27 protein-coding genes are annotated in these 24,141 nt (G+C 60.0%); 15 read left to right on the top strand and 12 right to left on the bottom strand.

Annotation, left to right across the window (positions count from 1 at the left end; genetic code table 11):
- Window positions 1–148: 148 nt before the first annotated feature.
- Both PHQ58_RS06420 and PHQ58_RS06415 read left to right on the top strand, forming a co-directional pair.
- The gene (locus tag PHQ58_RS06420) at window positions 149–1,078 is read left to right on the top strand and encodes a DUF6502 family protein (RefSeq protein WP_300108615.1); all 930 of its coding nucleotides are present in this window, start codon (window positions 149–151) and stop codon (window positions 1,076–1,078) included.
- Entirely contained in the window at window positions 1,075–2,232 is a 1,158-nt protein-coding gene (locus tag PHQ58_RS06415; protein ID WP_300108612.1) for a DUF5666 domain-containing protein, read from the top strand. Before PHQ58_RS06420 ends, PHQ58_RS06415 begins: the two co-directional genes overlap by 4 nt.
- A gap of 87 nt (window positions 2,233–2,319) precedes the next feature.
- On the opposite strand, the gene dsbD is transcribed toward PHQ58_RS06415, so the two are convergent.
- The 4 genes from dsbD to PHQ58_RS06395 all read right to left on the bottom strand — a co-directional run bounded on the left by dsbD (window position 2,320) and on the right by PHQ58_RS06395 (window position 7,568).
- Window positions 2,320–4,230, bottom strand: a complete 1,911-nt coding sequence (gene dsbD / locus PHQ58_RS06410; RefSeq protein ID WP_300108609.1) for a protein-disulfide reductase DsbD — start codon at window positions 4,228–4,230, stop codon at window positions 2,320–2,322.
- 182 nt (window positions 4,231–4,412) lie between these two features.
- Window positions 4,413–5,468, bottom strand: coding sequence for a 3-deoxy-7-phosphoheptulonate synthase (locus PHQ58_RS06405; RefSeq protein ID WP_300108606.1), 1,056 nt, complete (start codon window positions 5,466–5,468; stop codon window positions 4,413–4,415).
- Between the two features lie 73 nt (window positions 5,469–5,541).
- The gene (locus PHQ58_RS06400) at window positions 5,542–6,852 is read right to left on the bottom strand and encodes an ATP-binding protein (RefSeq protein ID WP_300108603.1); all 1,311 of its coding nucleotides are present in this window, start codon (window positions 6,850–6,852) and stop codon (window positions 5,542–5,544) included.
- Window positions 6,849–7,568, bottom strand: a complete 720-nt coding sequence (locus tag PHQ58_RS06395; RefSeq protein ID WP_300108600.1) for a response regulator — start codon at window positions 7,566–7,568, stop codon at window positions 6,849–6,851. Before PHQ58_RS06395 ends, PHQ58_RS06400 begins: the two co-directional genes overlap by 4 nt.
- Before the next feature lie 223 nt (window positions 7,569–7,791).
- Between PHQ58_RS06395 and PHQ58_RS06390 the strand changes: the two genes are divergently transcribed.
- From PHQ58_RS06390 to PHQ58_RS06360, 7 genes are all read left to right on the top strand, one after another.
- Complete coding sequence (locus tag PHQ58_RS06390; protein WP_300108598.1) at window positions 7,792–8,202, top strand: hypothetical protein; 411 nt, start codon at window positions 7,792–7,794, stop codon at window positions 8,200–8,202.
- Window positions 8,203–8,404: 202 nt separating this feature from the next.
- Window positions 8,405–8,776: a hypothetical protein gene (locus PHQ58_RS06385; protein WP_300108595.1), complete on the top strand. Its 372-nt coding sequence runs from the start codon at window positions 8,405–8,407 to the stop codon at window positions 8,774–8,776.
- 30 nt (window positions 8,777–8,806) lie between these two features.
- On the top strand, window positions 8,807–9,148 hold the full coding sequence (locus PHQ58_RS06380; protein WP_300108592.1) for a hypothetical protein: 342 nt from the start codon (window positions 8,807–8,809) through the stop codon (window positions 9,146–9,148).
- Window positions 9,149–9,226: 78 nt separating this feature from the next.
- Complete coding sequence (locus tag PHQ58_RS06375; protein ID WP_300108589.1) at window positions 9,227–9,910, top strand: DUF2202 domain-containing protein; 684 nt, start codon at window positions 9,227–9,229, stop codon at window positions 9,908–9,910.
- A 1-nt stretch (window position 9,911) separates the two neighbouring features.
- Window positions 9,912–10,826 carry a polysaccharide pyruvyl transferase family protein gene (locus tag PHQ58_RS06370; RefSeq protein ID WP_300108586.1) on the top strand — a complete coding sequence of 305 codons (915 nt, stop codon included), beginning with the start codon at window positions 9,912–9,914 and terminating at the stop codon, window positions 10,824–10,826.
- Window positions 10,827–10,836: 10 nt separating this feature from the next.
- Window positions 10,837–11,364 (top strand): hypothetical protein, encoded by a 528-nt coding sequence (locus PHQ58_RS06365; RefSeq protein ID WP_300108583.1) that lies wholly within the window; start codon window positions 10,837–10,839, stop codon window positions 11,362–11,364.
- A gap of 76 nt (window positions 11,365–11,440) precedes the next feature.
- Window positions 11,441–12,064, top strand: a complete 624-nt coding sequence (locus tag PHQ58_RS06360) for a hypothetical protein (protein WP_300108580.1) — start codon at window positions 11,441–11,443, stop codon at window positions 12,062–12,064.
- Window positions 12,065–12,167: 103 nt separating this feature from the next.
- Here PHQ58_RS06360 and glcF read toward each other — a convergent pair whose 3' ends face one another.
- From glcF to PHQ58_RS06330, 6 genes are all read right to left on the bottom strand, one after another.
- A complete protein-coding gene (gene glcF / locus PHQ58_RS06355; protein ID WP_300108578.1) occupies window positions 12,168–13,400 on the bottom strand; it encodes a glycolate oxidase subunit GlcF in 1,233 nt (410 codons plus the stop codon).
- A gap of 4 nt (window positions 13,401–13,404) precedes the next feature.
- The gene (gene glcE / locus PHQ58_RS06350) at window positions 13,405–14,553 is read right to left on the bottom strand and encodes a glycolate oxidase subunit GlcE (protein ID WP_300108576.1); all 1,149 of its coding nucleotides are present in this window, start codon (window positions 14,551–14,553) and stop codon (window positions 13,405–13,407) included.
- Window positions 14,554–14,701: 148 nt separating this feature from the next.
- A complete protein-coding gene (locus tag PHQ58_RS06345) occupies window positions 14,702–15,016 on the bottom strand; it encodes a YqjK family protein (RefSeq protein ID WP_300108573.1) in 315 nt (104 codons plus the stop codon).
- Window positions 15,003–15,404 (bottom strand): phage holin family protein, encoded by a 402-nt coding sequence (locus tag PHQ58_RS06340; RefSeq protein ID WP_300108570.1) that lies wholly within the window; start codon window positions 15,402–15,404, stop codon window positions 15,003–15,005. Before PHQ58_RS06340 ends, PHQ58_RS06345 begins: the two co-directional genes overlap by 14 nt.
- A gap of 5 nt (window positions 15,405–15,409) precedes the next feature.
- Entirely contained in the window at window positions 15,410–15,721 is a 312-nt protein-coding gene (locus PHQ58_RS06335) for a YqjD family protein (RefSeq protein WP_300108567.1), read from the bottom strand.
- 112 nt (window positions 15,722–15,833) lie between these two features.
- Complete coding sequence (locus PHQ58_RS06330) at window positions 15,834–16,808, bottom strand: SMP-30/gluconolactonase/LRE family protein (protein WP_300108566.1); 975 nt, start codon at window positions 16,806–16,808, stop codon at window positions 15,834–15,836.
- 41 nt (window positions 16,809–16,849) lie between these two features.
- Between PHQ58_RS06330 and PHQ58_RS06325 the strand changes: the two genes are divergently transcribed.
- The 5 genes from PHQ58_RS06325 to PHQ58_RS06305 all read left to right on the top strand — a co-directional run bounded on the left by PHQ58_RS06325 (window position 16,850) and on the right by PHQ58_RS06305 (window position 21,494).
- Window positions 16,850–17,626: an energy-coupling factor ABC transporter ATP-binding protein gene (locus PHQ58_RS06325; RefSeq protein ID WP_300108563.1), complete on the top strand. Its 777-nt coding sequence runs from the start codon at window positions 16,850–16,852 to the stop codon at window positions 17,624–17,626.
- A 21-nt stretch (window positions 17,627–17,647) separates the two neighbouring features.
- On the top strand, window positions 17,648–18,241 hold the full coding sequence (locus tag PHQ58_RS06320; RefSeq protein WP_300108560.1) for an energy-coupling factor transporter transmembrane protein EcfT: 594 nt from the start codon (window positions 17,648–17,650) through the stop codon (window positions 18,239–18,241).
- Between the two features lie 60 nt (window positions 18,242–18,301).
- Entirely contained in the window at window positions 18,302–18,871 is a 570-nt protein-coding gene (locus PHQ58_RS06315) for a biotin transporter BioY (RefSeq protein ID WP_300108557.1), read from the top strand.
- A 149-nt stretch (window positions 18,872–19,020) separates the two neighbouring features.
- Complete coding sequence (locus PHQ58_RS06310; protein ID WP_367187284.1) at window positions 19,021–20,328, top strand: AMP-binding protein; 1,308 nt, start codon at window positions 19,021–19,023, stop codon at window positions 20,326–20,328.
- Window positions 20,307–21,494: a thiolase family protein gene (locus PHQ58_RS06305; protein WP_300108554.1), complete on the top strand. Its 1,188-nt coding sequence runs from the start codon at window positions 20,307–20,309 to the stop codon at window positions 21,492–21,494. The genes PHQ58_RS06310 and PHQ58_RS06305 overlap by 22 nt, the downstream gene beginning before the upstream one ends.
- A gap of 2 nt (window positions 21,495–21,496) precedes the next feature.
- Here PHQ58_RS06305 and PHQ58_RS06300 read toward each other — a convergent pair whose 3' ends face one another.
- Window positions 21,497–22,153, bottom strand: a complete 657-nt coding sequence (locus tag PHQ58_RS06300) for a nitroreductase (protein WP_300108551.1) — start codon at window positions 22,151–22,153, stop codon at window positions 21,497–21,499.
- Between the two features lie 12 nt (window positions 22,154–22,165).
- On the opposite strand from PHQ58_RS06300, the gene PHQ58_RS06295 reads away from it, so the two are divergent.
- Window positions 22,166–23,164 carry a MaoC family dehydratase gene (locus tag PHQ58_RS06295; RefSeq protein ID WP_300108549.1) on the top strand — a complete coding sequence of 333 codons (999 nt, stop codon included), beginning with the start codon at window positions 22,166–22,168 and terminating at the stop codon, window positions 23,162–23,164.
- Between the two features lie 45 nt (window positions 23,165–23,209).
- Here PHQ58_RS06295 and PHQ58_RS06290 read toward each other — a convergent pair whose 3' ends face one another.
- Window positions 23,210–24,073 (bottom strand): SHOCT domain-containing protein, encoded by an 864-nt coding sequence (locus PHQ58_RS06290; RefSeq protein ID WP_300108546.1) that lies wholly within the window; start codon window positions 24,071–24,073, stop codon window positions 23,210–23,212.
- Window positions 24,074–24,141: the final 68 nt, after the last annotated feature.

Here is a 24,141-nt window from a genome sequence, read left to right as displayed (position 1 = left end):
TGGGAAAATTTCCCAAAAAATATGTCGGTGAGGGATTATCATTGAAATTTAAAACTTTGGGAAAAAAACCCGAATTTTTGTGTGTAACTGAACGTTAAGGCACAATTCAGGCACCAAACGCATTGCGCACTCCTTACGCCCGCCATCCATGTCCACCCCTCAAGAAACCCCTCAGCCTGCCCTGCGTACTGCAGGTTTGCCTGAGCCTGCCTTGGCTGGGCAGGCCATTGCACAGGTGTTGCAGCCCTTGGCTCGTCTGATGATTGGGCATGGTCTGCAATTGCCATCGATGGTCGAATTACTTAAAAAAGCCTTGGTCGATGAAGCCGTAGGTGCTTATGGCCTAGCCGACAAAGGCAGCTCGGATACCCGTATTGCCTTACTCACAGGCGTGCACCGCAAAGATGTGAAGCGCCTGCGCGAAGCGCCAGAATCAACCGATCTGGTCACGCCCATGGTGCCGGTTGCGGCCTCTGTGGTGGCTCGATGGATCAGTGAGCCGCACTACCTCAATGCCGACCAAAGCGCCCGCCCACTGGCGCGTACGCCCAAGCGCGGGCAGATGGGCGAGCCAGACTTCACCACACTCGTCGCCGAGGTGAGCCGCGACGTTGGGGCCCGTGCGGTGCTTGATGAACTGGAGCGGCTTGGCGTGGTGAGCCTGCAAGACGACGGCTACGTCGCGCTCAAGAGCAACGCCTTTGTGCCCAAAGAGGGTTTAAGTGAGTCGTTCCACTTTTTGGCAGCCAACGTCAGCGACCATCTGGCTACTGCTGTGCACAACCTGGCGCCAGATCGCCCTGGGCCTCTGATGCTTGAGCAAAGCGCCTTTTCGCTTGACCTCTCAGAGGCGCAAGCGCAGCAATTGCAGATCAGGGCGCGACAACTCTGGTCGGTTGCGTTGCAGCAATTTTTACAAACAGCGACGGTTGCCAAGCAGCGCAGCCTGGCGGACAGCGGCCCCAAACACCGGGTCAGATTTGGCGTGTATTTTCATGACGCCATGTCAACCCGACCGGCAGCCAGCCTGGCCAAGCCTCAGACCATAAAACAAACCAAACGACAAGCCAAGCCATGAGTGACGTTGACCTTATTGAAAATAGCCTGAACCGGCGTGCCTGGATCATCATGGCCGGGACCGCCCTGAGCGCCTGTGGCGGGAGCGGGAGCGGTCAGTATGCTGGTTCGCCTGGAACCGGTGGCACGGGGTCGCCGCTGTATGCCCAAGGCTCAATCGCCGGGTTTGGCAGTGTCATTGTCAACGGCATCACCTTCAACGATGTTCAAGCGCAAGTGCAGCTCAATGGCGTTGCAGCCACGTCCGCCGACTTGCGTCTTGGCATGGTGGCCGATATCGAGGGCGAACGCGGGATTGACCTGACGATGGCAACGGCTACCCGAATCGAAGTCTGGTCCATCGGGCAAGGGGTCATCAGCCAAATCGTCGGCAGTGATTTTGTCGTCTCTGGCATGACCATTCAAACCAAAGCCAACACCGTGTTTGACGGGGTGGCCGCGGTGAGCCAATTGCGCGTGGGCCAGGCGGTGGCCGTGTGGGGGCTGCAGGTGAGCGCTGACGGCAATGTCTGGCAGGCCACGCGCGTGGCCACCTTGCCGGCCGTGACGCAGGTGGTGAGCAGTGGCCAGGTGCTGGTGGCAAATCAGCAAGTGTCTTTGAATGCCTGGGTCTTGACGGGCAGCAAACTGGCCGAACTGGCCGCCGGCAGTCTGGTGCGTGTCGAAGGCGTGCCGTCTGTGGATGGGCTTGGTTTGAACGTGACACAGGTGCGGTCTCTTGCTGCAGCTGCGGTCAACCCGAGTGAAGGCGAGGTTGAAATTGAGGGTTTTGTGACAGCGTTGGTGGCTGGCAGCCAGCTCACCCTGGGGAACATTGAGGTGGACATCAGCAACGCCAGCTACAGCCCGGTTGGTGCGCAAATTGGCTTGGGCGCGCGGGTGGAAATTTATGGCACCTGGGTGGCTGGCTTGCTCAAAGCCCGCCGCGTTGAGCTTGAAGATGAGCAGTCTGCACACGTCACAGAAATAAGTGGAACCATCACCAGTTTTTCCAGCATTGCCAGCTTTATCGTGCGCGGCCAACGCTGTGATGCCTCGACTGCCGAGATCAGCCACGGCAACGCCAGCGACTTGAAAGTTGGCGTCCAGATCAAAGTCAAGGGCAGCACGGTGGGTGATGTACTGCTGGTGACTAAGCTGGAGTTTGACGACTGATCGCGTCATGCGCTGATGAAAAAAGCGGCACATGTGCCGCTTTTTTCATCATGCCAACCTGCCAATGCCTTTAAGCAGTTGCCATCCTTAAAGTATTTGGGCGGTGCCCAAGGAGGCCAAAAAATCCTTAGGGGCCTGGTACCCAATGACCTTGTGAATCACCTGTGCATTGTCCTCGCCATCAAAAAAGACGATGCCCGGTGGGCCGAACAGGCCAAAGCGCTTGAGCAAGGCTTTGTCATCAACGCTGTTGGCGGTGACGTCCACCTGCAGCAATTTGACGCCGTTCAAGCGTTTTTGTACGCTGCTGTCGCTGAAGGTAAACGTCTCATACTCTTTGCACGACACACACCAGTCAGCATAAAAATCCAGCATTACGGTTTGCCCGTGCTGCTTGGCTTGTGTCAGTGCAGCGTTCAGCGCCTGCACGTTGGCGACTCGTTCGAACTTCAGGCCGGCATGGGCGATGGCACCCGGTAGATTCCCCGCCTGCGCCAGACCCAAATGGCTCAAAGGCTGCAAAACCGATTGGCCCCCGGAGGCAGCGCCAATCAGCAACACCAGTGCCACGGCAGTAAAACCGGCCCCGCTGGCACGCGCCGCCACGGGGGTACGTGCGTGCTGAGGTGTGGCAGCGCCAAAAACACCCAGCAGCGCGGCGGCCGTCAGCAGCCAGATAGCCCATAACAACATGTGCGCTGCAGTCGGTATCACCGGTGACACCATCCAGATCGCCACCCCCAACAGCATCATGCCAAACACCTGCTTGACGCGCTCCATCCAGGCGCCGGCGCGTGGCAGTAGGCTACCTGCGGACAAACCCACCAGCAGCAGGGGCACACTCATGCCCAGCGCCATCGAAAACAAGGCCAGACCACCCAGCACCACATCGCGTGTCTGACTGATGTACACCAATGCCCCCGCCAAGGGTGCCGCCACGCAAGGGCCAACGACCAGCGCCGACACGCCACCCATGATGAACACGCCAACAAACGAGCCGCCCTTGAAGCTGTTGGACCATTCGGTGGCGCGGCTCTGGATAAAGCTGGGCATCTGCAACTCATAGAACCCAAACATCGACATCGCCAAGGTTGACAGCAGCAAGGCAAAGGCGCCCAGCACCCAGGGGTTTTGCAGCGCTGCAGCCAAGCCTTCGCCCGCCAACCCGGCTGCCACACCAAAACCGGCATACACCAAGGCCATGCCAAATGCGTAAGCGAGTGACAAGCCAAAACCTTTGCCACGGCTGACCGGGCCAGTTTGCCCGGCGATCAGTGATGACAAAATTGGCACCATGGGCAACACACAAGGGGTAAAAGCTAACAACAAACCCGCCAGCAAAAATGCCCCCAAGGTTTGCATCAGACTGCCTGAAGCTAGGGTTTGTGCTATTGAATCAGGAGCTTGTTGCGTTTTTATTGAAAGGGCTACAGGTATTTTTGATGCATTTAGTGCGACTGATGCTGTTGCCGTAACGCCGCTTGGGGTGATCGGGGCAGCGGTGTCCTCTGTCGCCCCGACACTGGCCAGTTGAATGCCGTTTTTTCCGGCACCCATGCCGGTCAGCGCAACTTGCAGCTGTTGGCTGTCAGGCTGGTAACACAGACCGGAATCGGCACAACCCTGCCAGCCCACGGTTAGGGGAATGGCTGCATTGCCTTGTGTCATCTTCACATCAACATCGAGTGTGTTTCTGAACACAGCCACCATTTTGCTGAAATTGGTGTCGAATTCTTCCGTGCCAGCCGGGATCATCAGGGCTTGCCATGTCACGTTGGGGGCATCAGCTTGCACGCTGATGCGGTCACGGTACAGGTGGTAACCCGGCGCAATGGTCCAGTGCAGCCTGACGGTGCTGTCGTTGATGGCGCTGGCGGTAAATGCAAACGCTTGTTCGGGTGGCAAGAACTCCTCGGCCCACGCGCTGCTTGCGCCCACACCTGCCAGCATGCTGGCCCAAATCAAGAGACTGCGAAAAATCCGGTAACACTGTGCCATGGCTAAAACTCCAATCGAGACTGAAATCTTGATTGGATCATAATTTTTGGGAAAAATTCCCAAAAATTACAACTGTTTCAACTCTGAAGGCTGAGTCAGGTCGGGCATGCCAAGCTGGCACTTGCCGATGCAGCGGTGTGTGGCCTGCGCCTCAAGCCAGCAAGCCGTCAGCCGAGGTCACCTCATTTGCGAACGCGTAGCCGTGCCGCTGCCTCACGCAAGCCTGTCTCAGTGGTTTCCCAACCCAGGCAGGCATCGGTAATGGACACGCCATAGCGCAAATCCTGCGGGTTGCCAAGTTTCTGGTTGCCTTCAAACAGGTTGGACTCCAGCATGACGCCCTTGATGGACTGGCAGCCGTCCACGATCTGACCCACCACGTCTTTCAGCACCAGGCTTTGCAGCGCGTGGTTTTTACGCGAGTTGCCGTGGCTGCAGTCGACCACGATGTTGACCGGTAACTTCGCCTTGGTCAGCTCGACCTCGGCCTGAGCCACCGCCACCGAGTCGTAATTAGGCTGTGCACCGCCACGCAAAATCAGATGGCCAAAAGAGTTGCCGCGGGTTTGCGTCAGGGCCACTTGGCCCTCGCCGTTGATGCCCAAAAAGGTGTGCGGCTGCGCGGCTGAGAGCATGGCGTTGAGGGCCACTTCCAGGTTGCCGTCGGTGCCGTTCTTGAAACCCACCGGGCTCGACAGGCCACTGGCCATTTCACGGTGCGTTTGGCTTTCGGTGGTGCGCGCGCCAATCGCGCTCCAGGCAATCAGGTCGCCCAGGTATTGCGGTGTGATCGGGTCCAGCGCCTCAGTGCCACAGGGCAGGCCCATGTCGTTGAGATCGACCAGCAACTGGCGGGCAATGTGCAGGCCTTCTTCAATGCGGAACGTGTCGTCCATACGCGGGTCGTTGATCAGGCCCTTCCAGCCCACCGTGGTGCGGGGTTTCTCGAAATAAACCCGCATCACCACGAAGAGTTGGTCATGCAATTCATCGGCCATGGTTTTGAGGCGTTGCGCGTATTCCTTGGCCGCCCCGATGTCGTGAATCGAGCAAGGCCCCACCACCACCAGCAAGCGCTTGTCCTGCCCTTGCAGGATGTTGGCCACAGTGGCGCGGGCGCTGCTTACGGTTTGTGTGGCACGTGCGGTGGCGGGCACGTCGTCGTGCAGCGCGCTGGGTGGCAGCAGGGTTTGTTGTGCCACCACGTTCAGGTTTTCAAAGGCGTTTGGGAAGGTCATGGTGTTATATGAAAAATTGGGCTGTAGCCCTTATTTTATAGGCGTAAGCAGCTATTGTTTTTGAAGTTTTTCGTTAGGACGCAGGCCGCGGTAGTTCAAGCCAGGCTTGCAAACCGCCACCCGGGTTGGCTTTCAAGGCCACTTGCCAGCCATTGGCCCGCGCCAACTCCCGCACAATGGCCAGCCCCAGACCCGAGCCACCGGTCAACGGGCTGCGCGAGGCATCCAGCCGATGAAAGGGCTGGAAAACCGCTGCCATTTGGTCTGCCGGAATGCCGGGGCCGTGGTCTATCACGCCAATGCGGCAGTGCGCATCCTGAAAGCTGGCCACCAGTTCCACCGGCAAATTCGGCGCGTAGCGTTGCGCGTTTTGCAGCAGGTTGCCAATGGCGCGCTGCAAGGCGGTGGTGGCGACAGGCCAGCTGCCGAGTGGGCAGGTCACAGTGACCGGGCTTGTGGGTGTTGAAAAGTCGGCGGCGATCTGGTGCAAGAAATCGGATAACTCGGTGGCAACAGGGGGTTCATGCTCCAGCCCGCGCGCCAGTGCCAGCACATTGCCAATCAAGCGGTTCATTTGCTCAATGTCGCGCTCCATGCGCTCAATCAGCGCCGGGTTGGGGTTGTCTTTGAGCATCTCAAGGGCCAGGCGCATGCGTGCCAGCGGGGTGCGTAAATCATGTGACACACCGGCCAGCAAGGTGGTGCGCGCGCTGAGCAGGTCGCGCACCTGCAGTGCCATGGCATTGAAACGGCGGCTCAAGCTCACCAGCTCGCGCGGGCCGGTCTCGGGCAGCAAGGCCGGGCTGCCACCCTGACCAATCAGCGCGCTGGCGGCTTCCAGTTGGGCCAGTGGCTGGGTCAGGCGGCGCGCCAGCCAAATGGCCACGCCTATGGCAAACAGCAAGCCAGCCAGCAAGGCCATAGCCAAGGCGGCCACCGGCTGGCTGTCAATGCGAGTGGCCGACAAACCCACCACCAAATGGCTATTGCCGGTGGGCACCTCGGCCCAGTACCAGGTGCCGGTGTCGAGGTGCTCACTGCTGAGGTGGCGTTTTAAACCCGTGCGTTGCGACAGTGCATCTTCCAGCAGGTAAAAGAAGGGCGGATGCCATTCGTCGCGGCCCGGCCCGGGCAGCTCCGCGCGCAGCGCCAATGCATGGCTGGTTAAAAGCTCTTTTTCAAACGCAGGTCGGGTTTGCGGGGGTAATTCTGCCCAGGTTTGGGCGGACAGCACCATCAGCCCGGCCAGGTCGTCGGCGGATCGTTGCGCCAGAGGCCGCAGCACCCAGAAGGTGAACAGCGCAACGACCAACAACGCCATCAGGACAAAGGCCAGCGCCAGTCGCACCGTGTTTTGGCGCGCCAGGCTGGGGTGTTGGTTCACGGCTGGCCGCCCCGCGGGTTAAACAGATAGCCCTCGCCACGCACGGTGCGAATGAACACTGGCGAGGCAGGTTCGGGCTCGATCTTGCGGCGCAACCGGGTCACGCGGTTGTCAATGCTGCGGTCAAACGGGTCACGCTCGTAGCCGCGCAACATGTCCACCAGCGTGTCGCGCGACAGCACCCGGTTGGGGTGCGCCACCAGTGCGGCCAGCAGGTCATATTCGGCGCTGGTCAGGGTGATTTCCTGACCGTCACGCAGCAGGCGATGTCCCAACGTGTCGAGCGCAAATGGCCCAAACCGGGTCTGCGCTGTGATCGCTGGCGACTCCGACTCGGGTGTCTGGCCACGGCGAAGCAAGGCTCGCAAGCGCGCCAGCAATTCGCGCGGACCAAACGGCTTGGCCAGGTAATCATCGGCGCCCACCTCAAGGCCAATGACGCGGTCAAGTTCCTCGCCACGCGCTGACAACATCAGAATAGGCACCGATGACTTGGTCCGCAGCGCCCGTGTCAGGGCCAGGCCATCCACGCCGGGCAGCATCAAGTCAAGCACGATGGCATCGGGCATGCCTTCTTCCAGGGCCGCCCACATGGCAGTGCCATCGTTGGCACTTGATACAACAAAGCCATTGCTGCCCAGATAAGTGGCCAGCAGCTCACGCAGGTCGGGGTCGTCGTCAACGACAAGAATTTTGGGGGGAAATGAGGTGGTCATGATGTGTTTTGGTGCAGTTTACGGCACGCCATCCATCATTGGGCTGCTCTGATACCTGCGCGATATGCTTGGCGACACACTGATACACAACCGGCTTTTGCCGACATGCTGCCGCGACGTCCGCGCTGCACCATCTACCTGCCCGGTGAATGAATCAGGGCAGCTCAGGCATGGGGGTATCCATAGTCTTGGCATTTCTATTGACGACCAAAAGGAGTGAATCATGACATCACAAAAAACTATCCTGACCCGGCTGGCACTGGTTGCTGCAGTTTCGCTGTCGGCAGCCTGGGTGGCTACGGGTGCGGTGGCGCAGGACAAGACCCAGGATCAAGCCAAGGATCAAACGCAGGCGCGCGTGCAAGACCGCACGCAGGATCAGATTTATGGCAGCCAGTTGATGACGCAAGTCGAGCGCAACGAATATCGCGCCAAGATGCGCAGTATGAAGACTTCACAAGAGCGTGACGCCCTCCGCTTGGAACATCACAAATTGATGCAGGAGCGCGCACAGGTGAAAGGCATTACCTTGCCCGCTGAACCCCTTGCCCGCGGAGCCGGCGCCGGTATCGGCCCAGGGGCAGGTGTGGGCGCTGGTGCAGGCATGGGTGCCGGCCCTGGTGCCAAAAAGTAATTCAGAACCCAAGGCGTATTGGTCAGCCGCGGAACCTTCCGGGTTCGGCGGCTTTTGGCATTTATGGATAGGCCAATGCCTTGCCCAACCCCCTGGATACCCATTGCAAACGCTTGGCGACACACTGTTACAAAACAAGGCTTTGCCGACATCCTGCCGCGACAGGCGCATCGCACCATACACCTACCCGAAAACAAACACCATGAACACACGACCTTTCCTTTTCTCCTTGCTGCTGGTTGCCATGTCTGGCGCGCAGGCGCAGTCTCTCCTGGCCGATGTGGGCAACTCGTCCACCCGTCCGCTGAATCTGTCGCAGCGCCCTGCCAAGGCATTGACTGATGAGGCGCTGATCGTGCAAGAGCAGGCGGCGCAAGCCACCGGTCAGGCACTTGAGCAGATGCCAACGCAGTTGCCTTATGGCGCTGGTTTTGAAAACCGGCAGTTGGGCAGCACGTCAGGCAACACTGCGGGAAGTAATGCAGGAAGCTCTGGGCGGTCAGGCGGATCAGGCGGATCCGGTGGTTCTGGCAATGGTGGTGGTGGCCGGGGCGGCTCAGGTCGTGGGCGTTAGTTGGTTTTTCAATCTATCAGGAGTCTCATCATGAAATCATCAAAATTCACCTTGGCCACATTGGCCCTCATGCTCGCCTTCGGCACGGCGGCTTATGCCAAAGGTCCCATGAATGGGCAAGCTGGTGGCACAGGTGCTGGTGCACAGAGCAGAGCAGGCGACCCCGGCGTGGGCACGCAAACGCGCACACAAGCTCATGCCCAAACCCATGTACAGGCTGAAGACAGCATCCGTACTCGCCTGCAAACCATGAGCGCTGACGGAGTTGCTGGCACAGGTGTTGCCACTGGCACGGGCACACCGCGCGGCATTCATACCCCTGGTACGGGTTTGACCACCTCCACTGACGGCACGGCGGCGGTTGCCCAGTAAACGCCCATGGCGCACATGGATTGCCAGGTGCTGCGTGAGCCCCTGGCAGTTTCCTTCTCCTATTTCAGAAAGCAAAGCATGAATCAATTCAGTAAAACCTGGGCAGTGGCCTGTATGGTGACCTTGGCCTTGGCGGGTTGTGGTGGCGGTGGCGACGCGGGTATGGGTACGGCAGACAACACCGCAGGACTGGCCACCAACAGCGCGGCACTGACCGCCACGCTGGCGGCTTTGCCCGTCGAGACGCTGAGCGAGGCTGAGCAAGAGTCCCTGGCCTTCATGCGCGAAGAAGAAAAGCTCGCGCATGACGTGTACATCCAGCTCGACGGCCTGTGGCGCGGCTACACCAAGGTGTTTGGCAACATTGCCAACAGCGAATCAACCCACACCGAGTCGGTGCTGCAGCTGTTGGTGCGCTACAACCTGCCAGACCCCACGGCCACCCTGACTGCTGGCGTGTTTCAAAACACCACGCTGCAAAATCTTTATACCCAGTTGTTAACGGCGGGTTCGGTGTCGTTGGTGGAAGGGCTTAAAGTGGGCGCGACCATTGAGGAAGTCGACATGATCGACATCAACAAAGCCTTGCTTGCTGTTGACAACCAGGACATCACGCTGGTCTATCAGAATTTGCTCAAGGGCTCACGCAACCACCTGCGCTCCTTTGTCAGCACCCTTGCCAAGCAAGGCGTGACCTACGTGCCGCAGTACATGGTTGAGGCTGATTACCTAGCCATTGTGACCACTCCGATGGAACGCTGAGTTGGACATCACCTACTGCAAAATAGATGGCGGGAACTTCGGCGACGACCTGAACCTTCTGCTTTGGCCTCGCCTGTTTCCTGGTCTGCATGCCGTGTCAAGTGGGGTTTCGTTTTATGGCATTGGCACCTTGCTCGACGGCTTCCACGACCAGTCTCATCGTAAAGTGGTGTTAGGCACGGGTTTGGGTGAGGTAGGTATGGCGCAAGCAGACGCAAGTTGGGATTTTTACTGGGTTCGCGGTCCGCTGACGGCGCGGGAGTTCGGTTTGCCAGCCAGCATGGGCATTGGCGACCCGGCTCTGCTGTGGCCTGGTCTTGAGCCCATTGGCCAGGTGCAAGAAAATGCCCCGGTTGGGCTTATCCCGCATTACCGGACCTGGGACAGCTTTGATTGGCCAGAGGTGGCGCGCCAAGCCGGAATGGTGGCGATCAACCCGCGCCAGCCACCGCAGCTGGTGATTGACCAAATGCGCAGTTGCTCGCGGATCCTCACGGAGTCCTTGCATGGGGGCATTTGTGCAGATGCCATGGGCATCGACTGGGCCCCGTGTGTGCTGGCTCACCGGTTCAATGACTTCAAGTGGCGTGATTGGCTGGCCACCATTGAGCGTGAGTTTGCACCCTTGGTTTTGCATAAGCCACTGCTTCGGTCGCTCAGTGTTGGCAAGGTTGTTGGGAATTATTTGGCCAGGCTGACCCGGTACAAGGCGGGCACCAGACGACCTGCTCTACGTGCAGTGGGTTGTGCCAGCCGACAAGATGTCGGTGAAGTTTCTGCATCATTGCGTACCTACGCCAGTCAACCCGCCAACTTCCGTTGCAGCGCGCCGACCAAAATTGAATCCCAGCGGCAACGCATGCACGTCTTATGCGAAACATTTGCCGTGCGCAATCAGCTGCAATACAACCCCTGAGTGGTCACACATGCCGATTTATAAATATTCGCTCAGTGTGTTGGCCGTGGTGTTGCCCGCGTTGACATGGGGACAGGGCGCAGGGCCAGTGTCTCTGCCGCCCGCAGCACCTGGTGCCGGGTTTTCCGCATCCGGGCAACTCAAACTGACACTGCCGGAGTTGCGGGATCGCCTGGCCATGACGGCGCAGCAGCAGCCGCTTTGGACCGGATTTGAGGCCCGTGTGGCTGCGTATTTGGGTCTCTATTACCGCGAAAAACCGGTGCAACCCGGCTTGGAGCTTGCGGCCACGCGGCAGTTTACCCAGTGGTTGGGCCAGCAGCAGAACCGGCTTGCTGCGCTTGAGGATGTGGACCTGGCGGCCAAAGCCCTGTATGCCAGCCTTGACCCCACTCAGCAGCAATTAGCCAACCAATTTCTACTGGGAACTCTGCCTGGGTTTGCACCGCAGGCCAGTTGCCCGGGCACTGCGCAGGAGCCAAGGTCCAAGTCGGGAACGGACGCAGGGCGCGGCCGTGGCATGAGAGGTGGGTCATGACGTTTTCTGGTAGGTATCTGGCAAAACCGACATTCATTGAAGGTCGCCAGCTTGGGTCTTTGACACGGAGTTCATGATGAAGAAATTGATACTTTTTACCAGCTTGGCCTTGGCTGGCTGGGCAGGTTTTGCCCAAGAATTGGGCAGGGTGCTGTCATCTACACCGATCACTCAGCAGGTGGGTGTGCCGCGGCAGGTCTGCACCACCCAACAGGTGCAGGTCGCCCAGCCCAAATCAGGGGCCGGTGCTGTTTTAGGTGCCATTGCCGGTGGTGCACTGGCCAATGCGGCCGCCCACGGCCCAGGTCAGACAGCGGCGACCATGATCGGCATCATTGGCGGGGCTGTGATTGGGGACCGCATTGAAGTCCCGGCGGCTGCGCAAGTGCAAAACGTGCAGCGATGTGCCACCCAGACTTTCTATGAAAACCGGACGGTGGCCTACGACGTGGTCTATGACTATGCTGGCAAGCAATACGCCGTGCAAATGCCAAACGATCCCGGGCCTACCTTGCAGCTACAAGTCACACCTGTGGGCTCTTTCGCGGCGGCAGTCCCGGGTAACCACCCGGAGCAGGGCCAGGTTACTTATGCTCAACCTGGGCAGGTGATCGTGGCGCAGCCGACCGATGTGCCTGTTTACCTGGACCTGGGTTGGGGCTATTGGGGTGGTCATCGCGGGCACGGCTATTGGCGCTAGCGCCAGCGGGCCTGGTGTGTATGGAGTAGCGTGTTGTTTTATAAGAAAAATATGGCCTCAGCGATTATGGAATAAGCGCTAGTAGCTATATTTTTAATAGTAATTATTGCAACGCCTCGTCCAGCACCTCAATCCAATGCCTCACCGGGGTTTGGGTGCCGCTTTGCAGGTGGGTGATGCAGCCAATGTTGGCCGACACGATCTGGTCTGGTGCCTCGGCGCCAAAGGTGCTGGCCAGGTTGCCCAGTTTGCGGTCACGCAGCTGGTAAGAAATCTCGGGGTTGAGCACGCTGTAGGTCCCTGCCGAGCCGCAGCACAGGTGCGCTTCGCAACCAGTGGTTTTGATGTTAAAGCCCAGCTCGCTCATGTATTTCTCCACGCCACCGCGCAACTGCATGCCATGCTGCAAGGTGCAGGGCGGGTGAAAGGCGATGCGGCTCGCGCTGTCAGACACCTTGCCCTTGAGCTGGCCCACCAGATTGGGCAGCCATTCGCTCACGTCTTTGGTCAGCTCACTCACACGTTGTGCTTTGGCCGCGTAGATGGGGTCATCTCGCAGAATGTGGCCGTAGTCTTTCACCGTGACGCCGCAGCCCGAGGCGTTGATGACGATGCCTTCCACGCCGCGCTCAATGTCGGGCCACCAGGCGTCGATGTTGGCGCGCATCTCCGCCATGCCGCCATCCTGATCGTTCAGGTGAAACTTGACGGCGCCGCAGCAACCGGCTTTTGGCGCCACCACGCACTGGATGCCCGCTGCGTCAAACACCCGCGCTGTGGCGCTGTTGATGTTGGGGCTCATGGCGGGTTGCACGCAGCCGGCCAGCACCAGCACCTTGCGGGCGTGGGTGCGGGTTGGGGTGAGACCGGCGTTTTGTTTGGCCGGCACCTTGTTTTTCAGGGCAGCGGGAAGCAATGGGCGCACCAGTTGGCCCAGGCCAAAAGCGGGTGCAAACAAGGGCGACGGCAGGCCTTCTTTCAATGCCCAACGCAGCGCTCGTTCGCCGGCAGGGCGGGGCACTTGCGCGTCGACCAGCTTGCGGCCAATGTCGAGCAAATGGCCATATTGCACACCGCTGGGGCAAGTGCTTTCGCAGTTGCGGCAGGTCAGGCAGCGGTCCAGATGCTGTTGCGTTTTGCGCGTGGGGGTGGTGCCTTCAAGCACCTGCTTCATCAGGTAGATGCGACCCCGTGGGCCATCAAGCTCGTCGCCTAGCAACTGGTAAGTGGGACAGGTGGCGGTGCAAAAACCGCAGTGCACGCATTTGCGCAAAATGGCTTCAGCGGCCAGGCCGTCGGGCGTGCCTTGGTATTGGGGTGCGAGTTGGGTTTGCATGGTGTTACAGGCCTGGGTACATCCGGCCAGGGTTAAAAATGCCCGTCGGGTCGAATTCGGCCTTGAGGCATTTGTGAATCTGGTCAATTGATGGATTTAATGGATGAAATTGGCCTCTAGCCCTTTCATTACTTGCGTTAGTAGCTATAAAAATAGATGCAGTTCCGCCAACGCTGACGGCCACTTGGCGTAACTCTGCCAGGGCCGATTCGGGCGCCCAGAGCCAGCGCTGGCCGCCGTGCCATTCCACCAATTGCGCCCACTGCAGGGCCAGCACCGGCGCGGTTTGTGGCACGCTTAAGCGCCACAGGGCCAGGGACTCGGCCGCTTGGGCGGGCGCCGTGAAAAAAGGCAATTTCAGGTCGCGGCAGGCGGTCCAGTCACCCGTGGTTTGATCGTTGTCGGTGAGGCGGCCCGGCAGGTCGGCCAACATCTTGGTGCAGGCCGATGCCACCGCAGCCACGGCACCGCGCAGGCGCACAAACAGCAATTCGGGCGTGTTGGGCGCGGTGTTGTCGCGCACCCAGCAACTTGCATTGAGCGGCAACGGTTGTGCGCCCCAGCGCTGCAACTGGGTTAGGGCACGGGCTTGGTCCAGCTCAAACACCAGCGTGGCTTCAGCGGGCGCTACAGGCAGCACTTTCAGCGAGATTTCAGTCAGCAGCCCGAGTGTGCCCATGGCACCGGCCATCAGGCGCGACACGTCATAACCCGCCACGTTTTTGATCACCTGGCCACCAAAAGTGAGGTGTTCGGCGCGGCCGTTGAGCAGCTTCACACCCAGCACGTAGTCGCGCAAGCTGCCCACGCTGGCGCGCGCCGGGCCACTGAGGCCTGCGGCGACCATGCCGCCACAGGTGCCACCGGTTGGTTCATTGGGCGTTGAAAAACGTGGCGGTTCAAACGCCAGGCACTGGCCTTTTTCAGCCAGCGCGGCCTCCAGCTCCACCAGCGGCGTGCCGGCGCGCACCGTGACGACCAGTTCGCTTGGCTCGTAGCTGGTGATGCCGCTGTAGCCGCGGGTGTCAAGCACCTCACCTTGCAAAGATTGGCCGTAAAAGTCTTTGCTGCCGCTGCCCCGAATGCGTAAAGGCGCGTGGTGTGCAGCAGCGTCGCGGATGCGCTCGGTGAGGGCGGTCAGGGTGTTTTCCATAGGTCGGCTCAGGTCTCCATTTGCCTGCCATGTTAGGGCCAAGCGGCACATCACACGTTGAATTTTTTGAACAACTGATGTTCCAAAAATGATGGCAATGGTGAAGCCAACCAGCCAGCTAGCGCGGTTTTTGGCGGATTAAGCCGCCCTACGACAGTCGGATTTGGGACAGGCGCTGCATCAGCGCGTCACGCAGGCGGCGCAGTTGCTGGGCCGATTTCCATAGCCACCAGGCTTTGCCCGACCAGGATAAGAAGCGCCGCGGCTTGAGAATCACCATCAGCACCAAGCCCGCAGCGGGCCATTCCGGGTGCTGCAAGAGCCAGTGCCAGCCCGCCTTGATCTGATCGCCCCACGCAGCAGGTCGCTGCAAGCGTTGCAGGTCACGGCTCAGAGCCTGGCGCAACTCGGTGCTGCGGATCAGCAGCAGTTGCTGGCGCAAACGCACGTCATCGGGCGTCATGGGATGTCGAGGGTGTCAGCGAGGCACGATCTCGCTCAAGCTCAGCCAGACTGACGCTGAACAGGTTGGACTCAGCGCTCAGCCGGTGTCGGGCCACGCGCAACAACATCACGCCACAACTCAAAAACAACACGGCCAGCGTACCCACGGCGGCTAGTCGGTAGCCGTCCCACAGCAGCAAGATGACAAAGCCGCAAAACAGGACCGCGGCGATGGTCATGCTCATGAAGGCAGCCGCCCCCCAAAATAGCCCGAGGCCAATGCGGTGCTTTTCAAGTGCGAGCTCGGTGCCCAACAGGGCCAGGCGAACCCGCACGAGTTCAATCACTGAACCCAGTGACCCCTGCAATTGGTCAAACAAACCACGCGGGGCGTTGTTGTCCGGCATGTGGTCTAGCGGCGGCTGATCAGCAGGCCCACCACCAAACCCAAGCCTGCGGCGATGCCGATGGATTTCCAGGGGTTTTCGTGCACAAATTCATCGGTGGCATGGCCTGCCGCCTTGGCTTTTTCTACCGTGACTTGTTGCAGGTGAATCAATTCGGCCTTGGCCTTGTTCATGCGTTCACGCACACGCTCGCGCAACTGCATCGCACCCGCACTGACTTCGTCGGCAGTGAGTTTGAGCAATTCTTCTGAATCGGCTATGCCTTGGTTCAGGTCGTTGATGAGTTTTTCTTTGCTGAGTTGAAGGGCTTCTGACATGGTGCTTACTCCTTGAAAATCAAAAATTTGACACTTCAGTTTAGTCCTTATGCGTTGCGGAGACCATTTCTTCGTGTTGCAATGGGTCCAAAAACAATGAGGATTGTCAATATCAATCGACAAAAAAGTTCACCGGCAAGCCCGCCACGTCAACCCGCATGGACAGCACTTGGCCGGACAAGGGGAATGCTGCCAGTTCGGCTGGACTGCGGTGATGCCGGGCGCTGGTGATGTAAAGCGTTTTGAGGTCTTCGCCACCAAAACAGGGCATGGTGGGGCACTGAAGGGGCACGGAAAACTCGGCCAGCAGTGTGCCGTCGGGGGCAAACTGGCACACACGCCGCCCCTCAAACATGGCGACCCAGTAGTTGCCCTGCACATCCACCGCTGCGCCGTCCGGGCGGCCCCGGTAGCCGCCGTTGTTGGCGTCTGCGGGCGTTGGTAGCCAGTCAGCAGGTTTTGGCTTGAAGCTGGCAAATTCACGCTGGGCAGTCATGGTGTTGCTGGTCAGGTCATGGTCCCAGGCCCACACCGTGTGGCTGGGGGTGTTGGCCCAGTACAGGGTGCGGTTGTCGGGGCTGAAAGCCAGGCCGTTGGCGGTGGTCATGCCTGAGGTTGGGCTGATCTTGCAGGTCACGGCGGGCGCGCCCGTCTGGCAACCGGCACGGGCATCAACACAATACAAGCCGGCGTTGTGCAGGGTGCGCGTCTCGTCAATGGTGCCAACCCAAAAGCGGCCCAGGGCATCGCACTTGCCATCGTTGGCGCGCATCACGGCTGGGTCGTAGTCAAGCGTGGCAATACGCGTGAGCGGCCCGCCCCAGCCCGGCGCACGAAACACACCATCGCGCAAGGCCAGCACCAAGCCGCCGCTGGCTGCAGGCGCCATGCAACCGGGCTCGCTGGGCATGTCCCAAGTGTCGACGGTGCCCATGTAAATGTTGGCGCGCAGGATCTGCTTGCCGGAAATATCCACCCAGTAAAGCATTTGTTCATGCGGGTGCCAGAACGGCGATTCCCCCAGGGCGCAGACATGGGGGGTGACGGTTTGCCAGACTTCTGGCGAATAGGCGGTGTTCAGGGTCATGGCGGGTTTTTACTACACTTCAGCCCCAACCATGAGATCCTATGTCGCCCGTGCATGCCAAATCGAACACAACGCCCCTGCTTGACATTCAAGATGTCACGCTTGTGCGTGGCACCTGCAAGGTGTTTGACGCCTTGACATTGCAGCTCAATGAGTCACGCATTGGTCTGATTGGCGACAACGGCGCAGGCAAAAGCAGCCTTTTTCGCATGATTTGTGGCCTGGATGCGCCGCAGTCGGGCACGGTGCGGGTGCGCACCCTAGATGCCCACCAAGTCAACACCAAGCGGCCCGGCCTGGTCGGCATGATGTTTCAGAACCCCGATGACCAGATCATCTTCCCCACCGTTGAGGAAGAACTGGCGCTGGGTTTGAGCCCCAGTGGTATCTCGCGACGCGAGGCTATTGGCAGGGCGCGCGTTTTTCTGACGTCACGGGGTTTGGCTCACTGGTCTGAGCGCACCATTGGCAGCCTGAGCCAGGGGCAGCGTCAACATGTGTGCTGGCTCGCCTTGATGATTGCCTCGCCCGAATTGCTGCTGCTCGATGAGCCCTTTGCCAGCCTCGATTTGCCCGGGCAGGCGCTGCTGGGCATTGACATCGCTCAGGCCAGCCAACAAGTCATTGTGTCGACGCATCTGCTTCAGCATGTTCGCAGCTTCGAGCGCGTTATCTGGCTGGACAAAGGACAGGTGCGCGCCGATGGGCCGGGTCCGGGCGTTTGCGCCGCTTATGAGTCAGATGTGGCCGTACGCCTTGCCGCGCAGGCTTTGTCGTTCAATGACGGCCCAGCGGATGGCGCAAATTCAAGCCACTGAGCGCAGGCAGGGAAACACATCTTGGGAAGCCTTTACAGCGAACAAACCACCTGGTTGCATCGGGTGCCAGCGGCGATCAAGCTGATTTTTTTTGCGCTCTTGGGGGTGTTGCAGTTTCTGTTGACCAGCCCCACTGTGCTCATGGGCAGCGCGCTTGCCTGTTGCATGTTGTTCGCTTCACTCGGGCGGGCCGTGTACCCGGCGCGCAAGCTGGTGATCTCTGTGCTGCTGGCCGGGTTGTTGATCATGGTCTTTCATGCCTGGATGAGCCAGCCCATGCTGGGTGTGGTGAGTGCAATGCGGTTATTCAGTGCTGCACTGCTTGGTATTGCGCTGACCCTGACCACGCGGTCGCGGGATTTGTTGAGCGTGTTTGAGCGCGTTCTTTCGCCGCTGCAGCGCGTTGGCATCCGCACCGAGCGGCTGGCCTTGCAGTTGGCCATGATGCTGCGTTTTGCCGAGCATTTTTTTGTGGTCTGGAAGCGGCTTGATGATGCCTATCGCATTCGCACGGGCAAGGCGGGGGGGCTGAAGCTGCTGGCGCCGCTGACCATCAAGATGCTGATCTCTGCGCGCCATGTCGCGGACACGCTCGAATTACGCTTGGGTGAGTGACGCGGCGCATCGCACACTTGTCGATAAAATTAATAATTACCAAGACAAATTCTTCGCATCATGAAATCATCCCGTTCCCTGGCCCTTGTTTCCCTGTTTGCTGCCCTGCTGGCGGTTTTTGGGCTGATCCCAAAAATTGATTTGCCTCTGGGTGTGCCCATCACGCTGCAGACCTTGGGTGTCATGCTGGCAGGTTGCATGCTCGGGCCCAAGAAAGGCCTTCAAGCCATCCTGCTGTTTTTGGCCGCAGTGGCTTTGGGTTTGCCGTTGTTGTCGGGTGGTCGCGGAGGCTTTGGGGTGTTCATGGCACCGTCCGCTGGCTACCTCATCGGCTTTCCGTTTGGCGCATTTGTGACGGGCTGGATGATGAACCTGCTGCCGGGTTCTACACCCCGGAGCGCCGCCATCAGTGCCTTCATTGCCTCTAGCCTGGGAGGTTTGCTGACTGTGCATGCGTTTGGTGTGGCTGGTTTGGTGATGCTGGCCAAATTGACTTGGACGCAGGCATTTTTTGGCACCTTGGTGTTTGTGCCTGGTGACTTGATCAAGTGCGCAATGTGCGCCATGGTGGTCCACACCGTGGCCCGTGGCGTGCCCGACTGGCACTTTGGGGGCCGCGCGGTGAAATGAACCAGGGGCAGCAGCTAGCCGATCTGGTTCATGCGCCCCTGGCAGGGTGGGCGTATTCGCGCGGGGATGCCGTAGCCATTCGTTGTGGGCTACAGGCAATCACATTTGCTCAGCTTCATGAGGCAGTGCAGCAGCGATCTCTTGACCTCGTGACAGCCCAGGCACCAGCCACCCTGATGGTCAACGATGCGTTGCCGATGATCGATCGGTTGGTGGACTTTTTGGGCATCATTGCCAGTGGCCGCTGTGCTGCCGTGGCCGACCCCGAATGGCCAGCGCCCGTTCGCCAGTCGGTATCGGACGCCATGCCAACCGCAGCCGCCGACTTGCCCGCGCCGCGGCCTGAGTCCGCTTTTTATGTGGGCTACACGTCTGGCAGCAGCGGCACCCCCAAGGGCTATAGGCGTGATCACCGGTCGTGGACCAGCAGTTTTCGAGCCTGCCTGGATGAGTTCGGACCTGATGCAGGTCGCTGCATTTTGGCGCCCGGCAAGGAGTCAAATTCACTCTTTCTGTTTGGCATGTTGTTGGCGCTGTGGAGTGGCGCTGGGGTGGTGGTGCAAGCGCAGTTTTCTGCCGCCCGTGCGCTTGACACGCTGGGTAGCGGGCTCACGCCGTGCCTGGTGGCTGTGCCCAGCCAACTGATGCTGATGGTCGAGGTGGCGAAACGCCGCGGTGCGGGGCCTATTGATGCTGTCAGACTCATTCTGATCAGTGGCTCGCGCTGGATTCGTGCCCGTACCGCAGAGCTCCGCGCCTTGTTTCCCTGCGCCCGGATCATCGAGTTTTATGGTGCCTCCGAGACCAGCTTCATTGCCTGGATGGACACCGACGACACAGCCCCGATGCAGGTGGTTGGCAGGCCTTTTAAAAACGTCGAGGTGCAGATTCGAGACGTTGTGGGTGACGAGCTGAGCGACAGCGGTCAACGCGTGGGCTTAATCTACGTGCGCAGCCCTATGGTGTTCATGGGCTACGTGGGCGGTGCCGCGGACGACACGGCGGCACTTCGGGACGGCGACTGGCTGTGCGTGCGCGATCAGGGTTATCTTGATGCGCTGGGTCGCCTTTGCCTGGCCGGCCGGCAAAGCCGCATGATCGTGACCAAGGGCAAAAACCTGTTTGCAGAAGAGCTGGAAACCGTTCTGGCGATGCATCCGGCGTTTGAAAGCGCCTCGGTGCATGGTGTGAATGATGCGCTTCGTGGTCGCCAAATTGTCGCCATCCTCAAGCCTCGACAAGGCGGGTCTGATGCCCCGTTCAGTGCCTTGCAGCTGGTGGCCTGGTGCCGACAAAGTCTGGAGGCTTACAAGGCACCGAGGCAATTTTTTGTTTGCCATAACTGGTGTCTGACCCCCAGCGGCAAGACCGACCACCGCGCGCTTGCAAAGCTGCTGCACCACCATCTTGAGGCCGCTGTGCCCCCAAGCTCGCCATGTCTGACTCCCTTGCGCTGATCGCAGCCTGGGCGCGCAGCGCGGTGGCACCCCACGGCGGCGCGTTTCGGGCGTTGCAGCCGCATGAGATTGGCGCACCGGTGTTGCGTGCCTTGCTACAGCGTGCCGGCGTGCCCGGGCAGGCCGTTGACGCGGTGGTGCTCGGCAATGCACTGGGCGCCGGCGGCAACCCGGCCCGCATGCTGGCGCTGGCATCGGGCCTGCCGCAGCGTTGCGCCGCGTTCTCCGTGGACACACAGTGCTGCTCTGGCATTGACTCGGTCACGATGGCGGTGGGGCTGCTGGCGTCTGGCCAGGCCTCGGTTGTTATTGCCGGTGGGGTAGAGGCCTGGAGCCGTTCCCCAATTCGCCAGGTGCGCCCCCTGCACGCAGGTGAGCCTGCCGTGGCGTATGAAAAGCCAGCGTTTTCACCTGACCCATCACGCGACCCGGACCTGCTGACCGCCGCCGCCGACTACGCGCAGCAGCACGGATTCAGCCGCGCGCAGCAAGACGCTTACGCGGTGCTCAGCCACCAGCGCGCCATGGCTCATGTGGCCACTTTGGCCGCAGAAATCGTCAATGTCCATGGCGTGCAGCAGGACGCTTACCCTCGGGCAATCGACCTTGTGCGCGCAGCCCGCATGCCGGCTGCGGTGAATGCTTTGACTTTCCCAGGCGATGCCAGGGGTCTTGAGAAGAGCCCGGTGGATTGCACGGTAAGTACCTTGGCCATCTCGTCGAAGGCAGACGGCGCTGCGCTGGTGTTGCTGGCCACCCCTCAGGCTTGCAAGTCGCTTGGCATCAGTGCGCGGGCAGCCTGGGTCACGTCTGCCTCGGTGGGGTGTGATTCGGCCATGCCATTGGTCGCGGCGGAGCAAGCGGCGGCTGCAGCACTGTCGCGGGCCGGGCTGGCGTCAATGGACAGCATGCGCCTGATCGAAATGCACGACGCCTTTGCGGTTCAGGGCTTGAGCTTTTGTCAGGCCTTTGGGCTTGAGCCAAGCCGCATCAACCGGCGTGGCGGCGGCTTGGCACGGGGTCACCCGATTGGCGCGTCAGGGGCCATCGCCATGGTGCGCTTGCTGTCTGATTTGCAAGGTGATGAGCACTCTGGCGCTCGTGGGCTGGTTGCCATCGCAGGCGCCGGTGGCATTGGTGCGGCGGCCATTCTTGAGCGGCTCTGAACTCAGGCAATGACCCGAAAGTAGTCGTCCAGCTTGCAGCGTGTGGTCTCAGCCTGGTTCGCCGGTGCCCCCGGGTCGGCGTACCCCAGCGCCAGCCCGCACGCGATGGCGCAATGTGCGTCCAGCTGGAGGCTGCTGCGCACCAGGTCTGGGTAGCTGGCTATCGCCCCAATGGCACAGGTTGCCAGCCCATGGGACTGCGCAGCCAGCATCAGCCCGTAAACGGCCATGCCCAGATCCATGTGGCCAGCACCGCCGAAATCGCGGTGGAGGGTGACGACCAGGGCTACGGGCGCGTCAAAAAACTGGAAGTTGCGCGCAAACTGGGCATCTCGCGCAGACTGGTCTTCGCGGGCAATACCCAGTGCGCCGTACAAGGCTTGCGCTGCCGCCACTTGCCGCCGCCGCATGGCCATTGGCCACGGCTGGGGAAAATACGCGTAGTCCTCGCGCTGGTCATTTCGCCATGCGTCGGTCAGTGCACTCGAAAGTCGTTTTCTTGCCTCGCCTTCAACCGATAGAAACGAGCCGGGTTGCAAATTCGATGAACTGGGTGCGCGTCGCGCATCCGTCAAAACCTGCGCCAGCAGGGCGTCTGGCACCGGCTTTGGCAAATAGGTGCGCACGGATTGCCGCTCTGTGACGAGTCTGGTCAACAATTCAGGGTTTGGATGTGTCACAAGTTGGATGCCGGAGCAAATCAAAATGCCATTATCTTCACAGCCGAACCTGACCGGAGCCATGCCCGCGTCAACACACAAGCGCCAGCCCTACCTGTGGGCGGCATGATGGCGATCAATTACCTAGCGCTAAAAAACCGGCAATTTGACGACGTTCGGCACAGCTATGGCGCCAAGGACAGCATGTTGTACGCCTTGGGCATCGGCCTGGGAGCAGACCCGCAAGACTTGGATCAGCTACGGTTTGTCTATGAAAAAGACCTGCTTGCCGTGCCGACCATGGCTGCGGTGTTGGGCTGCCCGGGCTTTTGGGTGCGCGCGCCTGACACTGGGCTTGACTGGCAAAACATCTTGCATGTTGCTCAGGAACTCACGCTGCACCAGGCCTTACGACCCTGCGGTGAGGTGGTTGGGAAAACCGCCGTTGAAGCCCTGGTAGACAAGCGCTCGGCCGGCGCACTGCTCACAACGCGCCGCGATGTGTGCGATGCCGCCACTGGTGAACTGGTGGCCGTCAGCCGCGCAGTGATGCTGTGTCGAAGCAATGGCAATTTTGGTGGTGGCGACCCGGCGGGCCCGTCTGCACAGCAAGTGTCAGAGCGCATGTTGACAGGCCCAAACGACCGACCAGACATCATCTGCGTGTTGCCAAGCTATGTGCAATCTGCGCTGATCTATCGACTCAGCGGTGATGACAACCCCTTGCATGCCGACATTCGGGTGGCGCAAAGAGCGGGCTTCGAGCGGCCGATTCTGCATGGCCTGTGCACGTTTGGCATGGCGGGGCACGCCGCCTTGCGCACGTTGTGTGCCTATGACCCAGCCCGGTTGAAAAAACTCAAGCTCAGGTTTTCTTCGCCGTTTTATCCAGGTGAAACCTTGAAAACCTCGTTCTGGAAAGTGGCGCAAGGCCGCGCCGCATTCCAATGCCATTCGGTGGAGCGTGAGGTCATGGTTATCAACCACGGTGTGGTTGAATACCTCGAATGACACCAGACGGCGGGACAAGGGGGCAAACCCCCTTGCGACCCCGGATTACAGGCGGCTGAGCAACTCTGCCTTTTTGCTGGCGTACTCCTGATCACTCAAAATGCCCCGGCTTTGCAGGGCGGCGAGCTTCTCCAGGCTGGCAAAAATATCGTGGTGGCCGCCGGTTGATGTTGCCACTTGGTTGGGCGATGCAAAACTGCTCTGGGCGTGGCTGCTGTCGCTGGGGGCGTAACTGGGCATGGGCGGCGGTGCCGGTGCCAGGGGTGGCTGGCCATTGATGCTGATGACCGGCAGTTGCTGCAAATCCACATAGCCATACTGGCTGGAAAACGACGCCGAGTTGCTACCGCTTTGTTGCGACACGCCGCCGATGTTGTGGTCCAGCGTGTCATAGATGATGACCTGCCCGTTGATTTCCATGGCCAGGCGGTGAGCTTGTGAAAACCAGGCGTAACGCATGCCGTTTTGCCCGCCGGAGCTGTTGGGCCACTTCAGGTCTGGGCCCCACCAGTTGGCTTGCGCCGGGGCAGCCACAAACAGGCTGTTGGGGTTGGTGTTGTCGCCAGAAGAGCCGCCAAAGCTGTTGTAAGACGTGTTGCCGTTTTGGGTCTGGCTCTGGAAGCTGCCCGTGCGCATCAAATCTGGCTGGTTGGCGATCAGGCGGGACAGTTCGGCGCATAAGTTGTCGACCCGGCCCTTGAGGTTGTTGTTGAACATGTCGCCAATCATGGTCATGCCGCCTTGCATCCACTGGCCGGACCCGCCAAATTCATAGTGGCTGAATTGCGCCATGCTGCCATTGCCGTTGATCACGGAAATGAGCATGCTTTGTACGGCCTCAAAACTGAAGCCGTGGCGCTGGGCAATGTCTTGTATGGCGTTGATGCCAGCAGGGGAGAGTTGAGTCATAAAGAACCAAAGTTGAGCCAAAAAAGAAATCCGATGACCGTGTGTCACCGGGGAAGCCTGCACCTTAA

It is taken from the genome of Rhodoferax sp. (assembly GCF_028688795.1).
Lineage (GTDB): Bacteria > Pseudomonadota > Gammaproteobacteria > Burkholderiales > Burkholderiaceae_C > Rhodoferax.
Note: the sequence above shows the minus strand (reverse complement) of the source record. Positions and strands in the feature narration are given on the sequence as shown.